Raw genomic sequence first — 13,540 nt, forward strand, 5'->3', positions numbered from 1 at the left:
CTCAGACTCCCCTCAGGTGCTTGTGAATGCTATCACAAGCGTTCGGAGGGCCTCCACCGCGGAAGCCAGACGGTGAGCACGACACCCATCGCAGCGGCGGCGCCGACCACCGCGAGCGGGCGAGGGCCGTCCCAGATGACGAAGGACACCGACCCCAGGGCGACGATCGCCGCCCAGAGGTAGAGGATCAGCACGGCCCGGCGGTGGCCGTGGCCGATGCGCAGCATGCGGTGGTGCAGGTGCATCGCGTCAGGATGCCAGGGGCGTCTGCCGGCCCGGGTGCGCCGCACGACGGCGAGGAGCATGTCGAGCAACGGCAGGAGCAGGACCGCGAGGGGGACGAGCATCGGCAGGAACGCCGCCGACACGTCGTTGGTGCTGACCTGGCCCGGGTCGACGTTGCCCGTCAGGGTGATCGTCGCGGCTGACAGGAGCAGCCCCAGGGTGAGCGCGCCCGAGTCGCCCATGAAGAGCCGGGCCGGGTGGAAGTTGTGCGGCAGGAAGCCGGCGCAGCACCCGACGAGGGCGGCGGAGATCAGCGTCGCCGTCGAGAACACGTTGGCCGGCTCGAACGCCTTGGACACCGAGTAGCTGTAGACGAAGAACGCGAACGACGCGATGCCGACGACCCCCGCGGCCAGCCCGTCGAGGCCGTCGATGAAGTTGACCGCGTTGGTCGAGGCGATGACGACCACGACCGTGACGAGCACGAGCACCGGCGTGGGCAGGATCGTCGTGCCGAAGATCGGCAGCGAGAGCAGCTGGACCCCGGTGTACGCCATCAGCCCGGCCGCGAGCATCTGCCCCGCGAGCTTCGTCAGCCAGTCCAGCTCGCGGATGTCGTCGAAGGCACCGAGGAGGCACACGATGCCGCCGGCGACGAGCACGCCCCACAGCTGTCGGTTGGAGAAGAGCCCGCCGAGGTAGGGCAGGGCCCGGGCCACGAGCACCGCAGCGACGAAGCCGAGGTAGATCCCCACTCCCCCGAGCCTCGGGATCGGCGTCTTGTGGACGTCGCGCTCACGAACGGCCGTGAAGGCACCGGTCGCGACGGCGACGCTGCGCACGAAGGGTGTGGCGAGGTACGTGACCGCCGCGGCCACGATGAGGACGAGGACGTACTCGTGCACCTACCGACCTTCGTTCGTGCCCTGACGCGCGCGGGTGGACCCCACTCAGCGAGGGTATGCCGGGAACCGCGTCACGAGGTCGGTGACCTCCGAGCGGACCTGCTTGCTCACGGCGTGGTCGGGGTCGGCATCGCCCGTGGTGACGGCCGTGTGGATCAGCGAGGCGATGGTCTTCATCTCCTCCAGGCCCATCCCCTGGGTCGTGACCGACGGCGTGCCGACGCGGATGCCCGAGGCGATGTTCGGCTTCTGCGGGTCGAACGGGATGGCGTTCTTGTTGAGCACGATGCCGGCGGCGTCGGCGCGCTCCTCGGCCTCCTTGCCGGTGACGCCCACGCCCTGGAGGTCGAGCAGCGACAGGTGCGTGTCGGTGCCGCCGGTCGTCGGGCGGATGCCGACCTCGAGCAGGCTGGCCGCGAGCTGCTTGCTGTTGGCGATGACGTCGGTGGCGTACTGGGCGTACTCGGGGCTCGCGGCCTCCTTGAAGTTGACCGCCTTGGCCGCGATGGTGTGCATCTGCGGGCCGCCCTGCATCATCGGGAACACGGCCTTGTCGAGTGCCGGCTGGTGCTCGGCCTTGCAGACGAGCGCGCCGGAGCGGGGGCCGCGGAGCACCTTGTGCGTCGTGAAGGTGACGACGTCGGCGTACGGGACCGGGGAGGGGATCGCCTTGCCGGCGACGAGGCCGATGAAGTGGGCGGCGTCGACCCAGAGGATCGCGCCGACCTCGTCGGCGATGGCCCGGAAGCGTTCGAAGTCGATGAGCCGCGGGATGGCGGAGCCGCCGGCGCAGATCACCTTGGGCCGGTGCTCCTTGGCGAGCGCCTCGACCTGGTCGTAGTCGATGTCCTCGGTCTGCTTGTCGACGCCGTAGTGGACGGCGTTGAACCACTTGCCGGAGAAGGAGACCTTCGTGCCGTGGGTGAGGTGTCCGCCCATCGGCAGCGCCATCGCGAGGATCGTGTCGCCGGGCGCCATGAAGGCGCCGTAGACGGCCTGGTTGGCGCTCGCGCCGGAGTGCGGCTGGACGTTGGCGTGGTCGGCGCCGAAGAGCTCCTTGGCGCGGTCGATCGCGATCTGCTCGGCCTTGTCGACCTCCGCACAGCCGCCGTAGTAGCGGCGACCGGGGTAACCCTCGGCGTACTTGTTCGACAGGGTCGACCCCAGGGCCGTCAGCACCGCGGGCGAGCTGATGTTCTCGCTGGCGATGAGCTGCAGCCCACCGCGGATGCGGTCGAGCTCGGACAGCAGCACCCCCGCGATGTCGGGGTCGAAGGACTGCAGGGCGCCGAAGTCGGAGCCGTAGAACGTGTCGTCAGCCATGGGGGATCTCCGGGTGGGTCGGGAGTGGGGCGCGAGCGCTAGCCAACTCTATGCCGTCGGGGGACGCTCGCCCGAGGGGCTCTCGGGCGTCGGCAGGTCGCCCTCGACGATGACCGCCGAGGGAAAGCCCGAGGACTCCGCGGGCGGCACCTCGTCGGCGGTGGTGCCGGAGCCGTAGGGGTTGGTCTCGGGCACGTAGTCGAGGTCGGGTTCTCCGTCGGGTCGGCCTGATGGCTCGGACCCGTGCTCGCCCTGCGCGGAGTCGGCCTCGGCGTCGGCCGCCGCGGGCTCGACCGGCTCGGGCTCGAGCGCGGCATCGATGTCGTCCTGCGAGAGGGCACCGAGGCGGAGCGTCACCGGGGTCTCGCCCGTGCAGTCGATGATCGTCGACGGCTGCCCCTCACCGGCCGGGCCGCCGTCGAGGTAGACGCCGACCGACTCACCGAGCATGGCCACCGCCTCGTCGGCGGTGCGGGCGGCGGGGTCGCCGGTCGTGTTGGCGCTCGTGACCGCCATGGGCCCGATGTCGCCGAGCAGCTCGAGGGCGAGCTCGTGGTCGGGGACGCGCAGCGCGACGGTGCCGTTCGTCTCGCCGAGGTCCCAGTGCAGCGACGTCTGCGCCTTGAGCACGAGCGTCAGCGGACCCGGCCAGAAGCGCTCCATGAGGCGCTGGGCGTAGTCGGGCACCTGCGTCGCCAGGCCCTGGGCCGTGCGGGCCGTGGGGATGAGCACCGGCGGCGGCATGTCGCGCCCGCGCCCCTTGGCCGCGAGCACCGACGCGACGGCGTTGGCGTCGAAGGCGTCACACCCGATGCCGTAGACGGTGTCGGTCGGAAGGACCACGATCTCGCCGCGCCGGACGGCAGCTCCGGCCGCCGGGATTCCCTCGGCACGCTGCTCGGGGTCGGTGCAGTCGTAGCGCTCGCTCACGGGGGCGAGCCTACTTGGGGCCTTCCGCCGTGAGCGGCCCGGTCCGGCATTCGCCGCCGACCCGGCATTCGCCGCCTGCCCGGGTCAGCCCGCACGGCGCGCGGTCGTGACCCGCGGACGGCCGGAGAGGTCGGGGTGGTCGACCACGTCGACCCACAGGCCGGTGGACACGAGACGACGGGGCAGGCTCTCGCCCTGCGAGTCCGCGTGCTCGACGAGCACGAGCGCGCCCGGACGCAGCAGGCGTGCGGCCACGCGTACGACGGCGAGCGGGATCGCCAGGCCGTCCTCGCTGCCGCCGTAGAGCGCCACCTCGGGGTCGTGGTCGCGGACCTCGGGGTCCAGCGGCACGGCCCCCACGGGGATGTAGGGCGGGTTGACGGTGACGAGGTCGACGGTGCCGGCCCAGTCGGGGAAGCACTCAGCCGTCGCGTCTCCGTTGACGAGCGTGACGTCGAGCCCCAGGCGGTCGCGGTTGGCCACCGCCCAGGCGTACGCGTCGGGTGACAGCTCGACGCCGCGCACCTCGGCATCAGGCCACTCGTGCTTGACCGCCAGGGCGATGGCCCCCGAGCCCGAGCAGAGGTCGACGACCCGCGGGTCACGTTCTTCCGACGGGAGCTGTCCGAGCTCGGCGAGGGCCAGCTCGACGAGGACCTCCGTCTCGGGGCGGGGCACGAAGACGCCCGGGCCGACCGCGAGCGTGAGCCGGCGGAAGTGCGCTCGACCCGTGAGGTGCTGCAGCGGGACCCGGCGCGCGCGCTCGTCGACGAGGACGGCATACGTCGGCGGCAGCGAGCGGCCCCCGAGAACCATGAGCCGCCGCACCTCGGAGGCGTCGGCGCCCAGCACGTGCGCGGCCAGCTCGACCGCGTCGACGTCGGCGGACGCGACGCCGGCGGCACGCAGCTGCCCGGCCGCAGCCCGTATGCCGTCACGCAGGTCGGTCACGCCGACGACCCCGCGCCGTCGGCCAGCGCCGCGAGCTTCGCGGCCTCGTCGGCGTCGAGCGCGGATTGGACCACCGGGTCGAGGTCACCGTCGAGCACCGAGTCGAGGTTGTAGGACTTGTAGCCGGTGCGGTGGTCGGAGATGCGGTTCTCGGGGAAGTTGTAGGTGCGGATGCGCTCGGAGCGGTCGACGGTGCGCACCTGCGAGCGGCGGGCCGCGGATGCCTCGGCATCGGCCTCGTCTTGGGCGACCTGGTGCAGCCGGGCGCGGAGGACGCGCATCGCGGCCTCCTTGTTCTGCAGCTGTGACTTCTCGTTCTGGCACGAGACGACCAGGCCCGTCGGCACGTGGGTGATGCGCACGGCCGAGTCGGTCGTGTTGACGCTCTGGCCGCCGGGACCGCTGGACCGGTAGACGTCGATGCGCAGGTCGTTGGGGTCGATGGTCACCTCGACCTCCTCGGCCTCGGGCATGACGAGCACGCCCGCGGCGGAGGTGTGGATGCGGCCCTGGCTCTCGGTGACCGGCACGCGCTGCACACGGTGCACGCCGCCCTCGTACTTCAGACGCGCCCACGGCGCCTCGCCGAGACCCGGCGTGCCCTTGGCCCTGATCGAGACCCGGACGTCCTTGTAGCCGCCGAGGTCGCTCTCGGTGGCGTCCTCGACCGCCGTCTTCCAGCCGCGCTGCTCGGCGTAGCGCAGGTACATCCGCAGCAGGTCGCCGGCGAACAGCGCCGACTCGTCTCCCCCCTCCCCTGCCTTGACCTCGAGGATGACGTCGCGGTCGTCGTCGGGGTCGCGTGGCACGAGCATCCGACGCAGGTGCTCCTCCGCCTCGGCGAGGCGGGCCTCGAGCGCGGGCAGCTCCTCGGCGAACGACGCATCCTCGGCAACGAGCTCGCGGGCAGCCGTCACGTCATCGCCCGCTGACGTCCACTCACGCGCAGCGGCCACGGTGGGGGCCAGGGCCGCATACCGCTTGTTCAGGGTGCGCACGAGGTCCTGGTCGCTGTGGACTGCCGGGTCGGCGAGCCGGGACTCCAGCCCGGCGTACTCATCGAGGATCGACTGCACGGAGTCCAGCACGGTGGGGTCCTTCGGTCGGCGTCAGCGGGGGTGGAAACACGAACGCCGGCCCCCGACGACCGAAGTCGTGGGAGCCGGCGAGCGGGAGACCTACTTGGCGGCCTTCTTGCCGTAACGGGCCTCGAACCGGGCGACGCGGCCGCCGGTGTCGAGGATCTTCTGCTTGCCCGTGTAGAACGGGTGGCACTGCGAGCACACGTCGGCGGCGATCTTGCCGGACGGCTCGGTGCTGTGGGTGGTGAACGTGTTGCCACAGGTACAGGTGACCGTGGTCTCCACGTAGGCGGGGTGAAGGTCCTTCTTCAACGTCGTCTCCTCGAGGTAGTCGGCCGGGTCGGTGTCGTCGCTCGCCACCCTGGTGGGTCGCTCGACCGTGAACCGGTCCAAAGGAAGAGTGTGCCAGAAAGGCGCACCTCCTCCCAAACGCGCAGGAGGGACGGGGCATTCCCCCGGCATCCCCCGGCGTTTCCCCGGGATCGGCGCCGGTCGGGGGCGGCCCACGGGGTGCCCGAGACCGGCGCGCTACGCCGGGACGCTCGCCGGCTGGGCCACCGGGAGCACGACCTGCATCGTCGACCCCTCACCCTCGACGGAGGCGATGACGAGCTCGCCACCGTGCCCCTCGACGATGGCCCGGACGATCGCGAGGCCGAGCCCCGTGCCCGGGATCGCAGCAGCCGTGGCGTTGCCGGCGCGGAAGAAGCGCTCGGACAGCCGGGCCAGGTCGGCGGCCGGGATGCCGATGCCGGTGTCGTGGACGGAGATGATGGTCGACCCGCCCGACCGCTCTGCGGTGAGCACGACCTCACCGCCCTCGGGGGTGAACTTCACGGCGTTGGAGCCGAGGTTGATGAGGGCACGCTCGACCTGGCCGCGGTCCACCTTGACGACGAGGTCGTCGGGGACGGCCGGGCAGATGAGCTGCACCCCGGAGGCGGCCGCGACCGGCTCCATCGTCTCGGTGACGGTGCGCAGCAGGTCGCGCACGGCCACCTCCTCGGCGATCGCCTGCAGTCCGCTGATCTCGATCTTGTTGAGCACGAGGAGGTCCTCGATGAGGCCGCGCAGCCGGGTCGCGTTGCGTCCGATGATGTCGAGGGCGACGTGCTGGCCGTCGGACACCTCGCCGAAGTCGCCGTCGACGAGCAGCTCGAGGTAGCCGCTGATGGAGGTGAGCGGGGTGCGCAGCTCGTGGCTGACCGTGGCCATGAAGTCGGTCTTCTGACGGTCGAGCTCGGTGAGCCGCTGGACCTGCTCGTCCTGCATCTGCGACAGGCGCAGCGACACGATCGACTGGGCGGCGATGGCCGCGCACTGCTGCGCGGCCTGGATCTCGTGCCGGTGCCACCGCCGCGGCGCGTTGACCATGAGCACCGCCATGATGCCGAGTCCACGACCGCCGGTGCCGACGGGCAGCATGAGCAGCGAGAGCGCGCCCGTGGCCCGGTGGAAGGCGCGGACCCGCTCATCGGCGTACGCCTTGTGCGCGAGCAGGTCACCGAGGTCGAAGAAACCGGCGTCGCGACGCAGCTCGTCGTTGACGGCACCCACCTGCTGCGCGAGCGAGCGCGGCAGCGGTGGCAGGTCGGGCAGGTCGTCGGTGTGCCACTGGAGGCGATCCCCCACGGACTGACCGTCGTCGGCGAGCGTGTAGAGCAGCACTCGGTCGGCGCCGAGGCCGGCGCCGAGCCTGGAGGTGACGCGCTGCAGCGCCTCGCGCACGTCGGCTGCCCCACGGGCCCCTCGGCCGACGTCGAGGACGAGCTCCTGCATCTCGAGCACTGCCGCCTGCTGGTCGACGAGGCGGGCGTTGGCACGGGTGAGGTCGTTGAAGTCGCGGGCCAGCATGCGCACCTCGAGGGCCCCCTCCTCCTGGTTGGCCATCGCGATGACGTCCTCCTCGGCCTGGCGCCGCACGACCTCGCGCAGCCTGGCCAGGGGGCGGCCGACGGCGCGGTCCATGCCGAAGCCGGCCGCGACGAGCACGATGAGCACGAGGGTGGCGGCGGCGATGATCACGCCGGACGTGATGTCGGTGGCCTCGCGGGAGTCCACGCGGGCGGCGTTGCGGTGCGCACGGATGGTGTCGCCGAGGGTGCCGCTGGCCGTGCTGAAGCTCGCGTATGCCGTCTCGACGCGCGCACGTGCGGCGGGGTCGACGGCCGGTCCCGATGTCGTCGCCGGGGGTGCCGTCGGGGCAGCCGCGATCGAGGCCCGCGCCGCCGCGAACCACTCGGCGACGGTCGCTCGCTCGGCGGCGAGGAGCGTCGCGAAGCGCGCCCGGTCGGCCGCGGCGAGCTCGCCGCTCTGGGTGCCTTGTTCGACGCGGTCGAGCTGCTGCTCGATGCCGGGCTGGAGCGAGAGCGGGTCAACGGGCGCGGGCGCGCCGACCACGGCCTCGCGCCAGGCCCCCTCGGCGCGGGTCATGTCGAGCAGCACGGTGTTGTTGGCCTCGGACGCGGGCCCCAGGGCGAGCGTGAGCGCACGCACGGCAGCGCTCTGGGAGTGGATCGTGGCGACCGACACGATGGCCCCCAGCGGCACGAGGACGACCAGGATCCCGATGAGCACCCGGATCTGGCTGCCCACCGACCGCCTCGAGACGGCCGGCAGGCCGCCGCTCACGCGGCGTCCTCGTCGAAGCCGGTGCGGGTCATGACGCCCCACACGTGCTTCTTGCCGCGCAGGCTCGACCACCATCCCTCCAGGCGCCACCACACAGTCAGCTGCCGGTAGCCGATGTTCTCGAGCACCGAGGCGGCGATGGTCTGCCAGATGGCGCGCCACCGGTCGTGCTTGTGGAAGGCCCACTCGTCGACGACCATCGCCGACAGCGTCACGAGCACGGCATACCCGTAGGCCAGGACGAGGAAGAGGATCGCGAACGGCACGTTGACCACGCCGAGCAGCAGCGCCAGCGGCACGATGAGGATGCCGAAGAGCTCGAGGAGCGGGGCGATGAGCTCGAAGAGCCAGTAGTACGGCAGGGCGAGCCAACCGACGCGGCCGTACTTCCGCCGGAAGAGCATGCCGCGGTAGGCCCACAGGGTCTCCCAGAGACCCCGGTGCCAACGGCGGCGCTGGTTGCGCAGCACCGTGGCCGTGACCGGGACCTCGGTCCACGAGACCGGCTCGGGCACGAACTCGACCCTGTAGTCGCGGCCCTGGTCGCGCATGCGCTTGTGGATGCGCATGACCAGCTCGAAGTCCTCGCCGATGCTGTCGGGGTCGAGGCCGCCGACCTCGACGACGACGTCACGACGGAAGAGCCCGAAGGCGCCGCTGATGAGGATCAGGCCGCCCAGGCGCGACCATCCGGTGCGGCCCAGCAGGAAGGCTCGGAGGTACTCGACGAGCTGGATGCGCGGGATCCAGGTCTGCGGCATCTCGACGCGCACGATGCGCCCTGAGACCACACGGCTGCCGTTGACCGGGCGGATCGCGCCGCCGGTGGCGACCATGCGGGTCGGGTCGTCGGCGAAGGGACGCGTGACGTGCAGCAGGCCGTCGGGCTCGAGGATCGAGTCGCCGTCGATCATGGCGACGAGGGGCTCGCTGGCGGCGTTGATCGCGACGTTGATCGCCTCGGACCGGCCGGAGTTCTCCTTGCGCACGACGACGAGCCGGGTGCGCCCGTCGCGCGGCACCCAGATGCCGAGCACCTTCGCCCGGATCGGCACCTCGCTGGGCAGCTCGCGAGGCACGTGGACGAGGTCGAACGCCTCCTCGAGCCGCGCGAAGGTCTGGTCGGCGCTGCCGTCGTCGACGACGACGACCTCGTGCCTGGGGTAGCGCAGGGTGAGGAAGGACTTGACGGCCGTGACGATGCCGGCCTCCTCGTTGTAGGCCGGCACGAGCAGCGAGACGCCCGGCGCCATCCCGGCCCCCTGCCAGGTGAGCGCCGTGGCCCGCCGCCGCTGCTGCGCACGGAACTCGAGGTACGCGAGCCCGATGAGCAGGAGCAACGAGGAGTTGATGAGCACGAAGTAGACGATGATCGGGACGCTCGAGACGTCCATCACCCACACGACGAAGGAGCGCAGCCCCTCCACGAAGCCCGGCCAGCTCATGCGCTCGCCTTCTGCAGGCTCACCATGAGTCGCGCCGTGCGCACGGCAGGGTCGTCCTCGTGGCCCGAGAGGGCGTCGGTGCCGTCGGCTCCGAGCGCGAGGAGCGCGCCCGCGGCGAGCTCGGCCAGGCGCGGGTCGGGGTCGTCGAGCAGGGTCGACAGGGTCGGGATCGCGGCGTCCTCGCCCAGCTCACCGAGGGCCTGGACGCAGGCGCGACGCAATGACAGCGGCTCCTCCGGGGCCGTGTGGCGGCCCAGGACGACGGCGTCCTCGCCGCGGCCGAGCCGGCCGATGGCGACTGCTGCGGTCTCACGGACCGTGAGGTCGGTGTCGTGGTCGAGTAGCCTGCGCAGCTCGGGGAGACCACGGGTGAAGCTGCGCTCGCCGCTGAGGTGGGCCGCGACCATGCGGGTGCGGGCGTTGGCGTCGCCCATGCCCTCGCGCAGCACCTCGGAGATTCCGACGCCCATCGACTGGAGGGCCCCGGCAGCGGTGGCCGCCGGCAGGCCGCGGTCGGGGACGCCGATGGCGTCCAGCACGGCGCCGGCCGCGGTCGGGTCGCCGATGAGACCCAGCGCGTAGGCGGCGCTGTTGCGCACTTCGACGGACTCGTCGCGCAGCGCCTGGACCAGCCGCGGGACGGTGTGGTCGGCCCGCGCCAGCCCCAGCAGCTGGGCGGCCCGGGCCCGTCGGACCGAGGAGCGGTGGCCCAGGTCGTCGACGGCCGCCTCGACGGCCCCGTGGACCTCGAGGACCCGGACGAGCTGGTCGCCGGGCACGCCACGGATCTTCGTCAGGAGCTCGACGATGTTGCGGTCGAGGACGGTGCGGGTGACGCCGGTGGCCCAGGTCAGCTGCTCTGCCGCGGACCCGTCGTCGTCCTCGCCCGAGGCCACCGTGATCAGCGGCCCGCGCAGCGGGGACAGCAGCATCTGGTCACGCTGGGTGCGGCTGTGACGCCTCGCGCGAACTGCGACCACGGCAAGGATGAGGAGCAGGCAGCCGCCGAGCACGGCGATCGTCGCGCCGAGCAGCAGGGCTCCGCCGATGATCACGACATGGCGCCCTTCGCCTCGCCCTTCGCAGCGCCCGTCACCGCACCGGTCGTCGCGCAGGCCATCACCGCAGCCCTTCCGGTCGTCATCTGGCCCGGGCGAGCATGCCGTTGACCCGGTGCAGGAGCTCGCGCGGGCTGAACGGCTTGATAACGTAGTCGTCGGCGCCGACGGCGAAGCCGGTGTCGACGTCGGAGTCACGGGACTTCGCGCTGAGCAGCAGGACGGGCACCGACGGGTTGTCGCTCTCGCGGATCTTGCGCAGCACGTCGATCCCCGACAGGCCGGGCATCATGACGTCGAGCACGGCCAGCTGCGGCGGGTTGGCGGCGAACGCCTCCCAGGCACTGAGGCCGTCGGGAACCGCCTCGACGGCATAGCCGGCCTGGGTCAGCTTGAACTCGACGAGGTCACGGATGTCGGCGTCGTCGTCGGCCACGAGGACACGGACGGGACTGGCATCGGGGTCGCCGGCGGGCGCAGACATGGCACTCCATGGGGATGTTCGAGTGTGAAGCACCATTTTAGGAACAAATCACCCGAATGGGCTACGAAACGCCGAAGGGGAGCAGTGTCGTGAGACACCACTCCCCTTCTGTCGCGACTCGTGCGAGCGCTACGTCAGGACTCGTCGAGCTTCGAGCCGCTCGTCTGCTGCACCTGCGTGAGGAACTCGTAGTTCGTCCGCGTCTTCTTGAGCCGGTCGATGAGCAGCTCGATGGCCTGCTGCGGGTCGAGCGCGGCGAGCACCCGGCGCAGCTTCCACATGATCTTCAGCTCCTCGCTCGCCAGGAGGATCTCCTCACGACGTGTGCCGGAGCTGTTGATGTCGACCGCCGGGAAGATGCGGCGGTTCGCGAGCTCGCGGTTGAGCCGGAGCTCCATGTTGCCGGTGCCCTTGAACTCCTCGAAGATCACCTCGTCCATCTTCGAGCCCGTCTCGACGAGAGCGGTCGCGAGGATGGTCAGGGAGCCGCCGTTCTCGATGTTGCGCGCGGCACCGAAGAACTTCTTCGGCGGGTAGAGCGCAGCCGAGTCGACACCGCCGGACAGGATGCGCCCGCTCGCCGGCGCGGCGAGGTTGTAGGCGCGACCGAGCTTGGTGATCGAGTCGAGCAGCACGACGACGTCGTGACCGAGCTCGACGAGACGCTTGGCCCGCTCGATGGCGAGCTCGGCGACCGTCGTGTGGTCCTCCGCCGGCCGGTCGAAGGTCGAGGAGATGACCTCGCCCTTGACGGCGCGCTGCATGTCGGTCACCTCTTCGGGGCGCTCGTCGACGAGGACGACCATGAGGTGGCACTCGGGGTTGTTCGTCGTGATGGCGTTCGCGAGCGTCTGCATGATCATCGTCTTGCCGGCCTTGGCCGGCGCGACGATGAGGCCGCGCTGGCCCTTGCCGATCGGGGCGACGAGGTCGATGATGCGCGTCGTCAGGACGTTCGGCTCGGTCTCGAGCCGCAGGCGCTGCTGGGGGTAGAGCGGCGTCAGCTTGCCGAACTCGACCCGCTTCGCCGCCTCCTCGGGCGTCGTGCCGTTGACGGTGTCGAGGCGCACGAGGGCGTTGAACTTCTGGCGTCCGACGTTGCCCGACGGCTGCTCGCCGTCGCGCAGCGCCTTGACCGCGCCGGTGACGGCGTCGCCCTTGCGCAGACCGTTCTTCTTGACCATGCCGAGCGGCACGTAGACGTCGTTGGGGCCGGCGAGGTAGCCGGACGTGCGCACGAACGCGTAGTTGTCGAGCACGTCGAGGATGCCGCCGACCGGCACGAGGACGTCGTCGTCACCCACCTGGATGTCGGTGTCGTTCCAGTCCTGGCCGCCCTCACGACCGCGGCCCCGCTTGCGGTCGCGGCTGCGCTGGCGGTTGCGGCTGCGGCGGCTGCCCCCGTCGTCGTCGAAGTGCGACTGCTGCTGGCCGCGGACGTCGCCCTGGCGGTTGTCATGGTCCTGCTGCCGGTTGTCCTGCTGCCGGTTGTCCTGCTGGCGGCTGTCCTGCTGACGGTTGTCGTGCTGGCGGCTGTCGTGCTGGCGGCTGTCCTGCTGCCGGTTGTCCTGCTGGCGGTTGTCCTGCTGGCGGCTGTCCTGCTGACGGTTGTCCTGCTGCCGGTTGTCCTGCTGACGCGCCTGCTGGCGGTCGCCACGGTCGGTCTGGCGGTCCGACTGCTGGGCCCGGTCGTTCTGGCGCTCCGCGCGGCTGCCCTGCTGACGGTCGGACTGCTGGCGGTCGGACGGCTGCCGGTCGTCCTGCTGACGGTCGGACTGCTGACGAGCCGAACGGTCGTCGCGGCGGTCGGACTGGCGCTCCTGCTGACCACGGCTGCGCTGACGCCTGCCGTCGTCGTCGCCATCGGCGGCCTGAGTGGTGTCCGCGGTGCCGGCGGTGCCGGCGGCATCGTCACGCGAGACGCGCGCGCCCCGGGAGGACCGCCCGGCGCTGGTGGTGTCGGCAGTGTCGGCGATGTCGGCCGTGCCGGCGGAGACGGACGACGCGGTCGAAGCCCGCTCGCCCGCGGCGCCGGACTGGTCGGCGGCGGCCTCGGCGGAGCCCGCCTGCTCGACGTTCTTCTCGGCCTGCTCGTTGCCGGCCGAGCCCGCCGGGCGGCTGGCGCGGCGCGACGTGCGGGCCGGAGAGGCGCCGTCGGACGTGTCGCTCTTCGCTCCCCCAGAGGCAGGGGGCGGGGTCGATGTGGCGGCGGCGGACGAGCCGCCCGCCTGCCGGGCCTTGATGGCCTCGACGAGGTCGCTCTTGCGCATCTTCGTCGTTCCGGTGATGCCCATCGACGACGCGACGCCCTTGAGCTCGTCCAGCTTCATGGCCGACAGGCCGGACACCGGACGGGTGGTTGTTTCTGACACGAAGGATCCTTCCCCCTCGTTTGCGGCCCGGGAGGTCCAGCGGGCCGGAGTTGGACCAGGTGACCTGGCCGTCTGAGATCCACTTCGGCGCAGAACGCGCCCAGAGGCAGGTGACTTCGCCTCAATGTGGGGGT

11 protein-coding genes are annotated in these 13,540 nt (G+C 71.5%); all 11 read right to left on the minus strand.

Going from position 1 to position 13,540, the window contains the following annotated elements; all coding sequences use genetic code 11:
- Positions 1–32: 32 nt before the first annotated feature.
- Positions 33–1,130, minus strand: coding sequence for a glycosyltransferase family 4 protein (locus AB4091_RS11160; protein WP_442291813.1), 1,098 nt, complete (start codon positions 1,128–1,130; stop codon positions 33–35).
- Positions 1,131–1,175: 45 nt separating this feature from the next.
- Positions 1,176–2,453 carry a serine hydroxymethyltransferase gene (glyA, locus tag AB4091_RS11165; protein WP_442291814.1) on the minus strand — a complete coding sequence of 426 codons (1,278 nt, stop codon included), beginning with the start codon at positions 2,451–2,453 and terminating at the stop codon, positions 1,176–1,178.
- 48 nt (positions 2,454–2,501) lie between these two features.
- On the minus strand, positions 2,502–3,383 hold the full coding sequence (locus tag AB4091_RS11170) for an L-threonylcarbamoyladenylate synthase (RefSeq protein WP_442291815.1): 882 nt from the start codon (positions 3,381–3,383) through the stop codon (positions 2,502–2,504).
- 84 nt (positions 3,384–3,467) lie between these two features.
- On the minus strand, positions 3,468–4,334 hold the full coding sequence (prmC, locus tag AB4091_RS11175; protein WP_442291816.1) for a peptide chain release factor N(5)-glutamine methyltransferase: 867 nt from the start codon (positions 4,332–4,334) through the stop codon (positions 3,468–3,470).
- Positions 4,331–5,422, minus strand: a complete 1,092-nt coding sequence (gene prfA / locus AB4091_RS11180) for a peptide chain release factor 1 (RefSeq protein ID WP_442291817.1) — start codon at positions 5,420–5,422, stop codon at positions 4,331–4,333. Before prfA ends, prmC begins: the two co-directional genes overlap by 4 nt.
- 90 nt (positions 5,423–5,512) lie before the next feature.
- On the minus strand, positions 5,513–5,728 hold the full coding sequence (gene rpmE, locus AB4091_RS11185) for a 50S ribosomal protein L31 (protein ID WP_442291945.1): 216 nt from the start codon (positions 5,726–5,728) through the stop codon (positions 5,513–5,515).
- A gap of 216 nt (positions 5,729–5,944) precedes the next feature.
- A complete protein-coding gene (locus tag AB4091_RS11190; protein ID WP_442291818.1) occupies positions 5,945–8,047 on the minus strand; it encodes a sensor histidine kinase in 2,103 nt (700 codons plus the stop codon).
- Entirely contained in the window at positions 8,044–9,492 is a 1,449-nt protein-coding gene (locus AB4091_RS11195; protein WP_442291819.1) for a glycosyltransferase family 2 protein, read from the minus strand. Before AB4091_RS11195 ends, AB4091_RS11190 begins: the two co-directional genes overlap by 4 nt.
- Positions 9,489–10,547, minus strand: a complete 1,059-nt coding sequence (locus tag AB4091_RS11200) for a HEAT repeat domain-containing protein (RefSeq protein ID WP_442291820.1) — start codon at positions 10,545–10,547, stop codon at positions 9,489–9,491. The genes AB4091_RS11195 and AB4091_RS11200 overlap by 4 nt, the downstream gene beginning before the upstream one ends.
- 85 nt (positions 10,548–10,632) lie before the next feature.
- Positions 10,633–11,034, minus strand: a complete 402-nt coding sequence (locus AB4091_RS11205) for a response regulator transcription factor (RefSeq protein ID WP_442291821.1) — start codon at positions 11,032–11,034, stop codon at positions 10,633–10,635.
- A gap of 134 nt (positions 11,035–11,168) precedes the next feature.
- Positions 11,169–13,406, minus strand: a complete 2,238-nt coding sequence (rho, locus tag AB4091_RS11210) for a transcription termination factor Rho (RefSeq protein ID WP_442291822.1) — start codon at positions 13,404–13,406, stop codon at positions 11,169–11,171.
- Positions 13,407–13,540: the final 134 nt, after the last annotated feature.

Source organism: Terrabacter sp. 2RAF25 (assembly GCF_052115265.1).
In the GTDB taxonomy this organism is placed as follows: domain Bacteria; phylum Actinomycetota; class Actinomycetes; order Actinomycetales; family Dermatophilaceae; genus Terrabacter.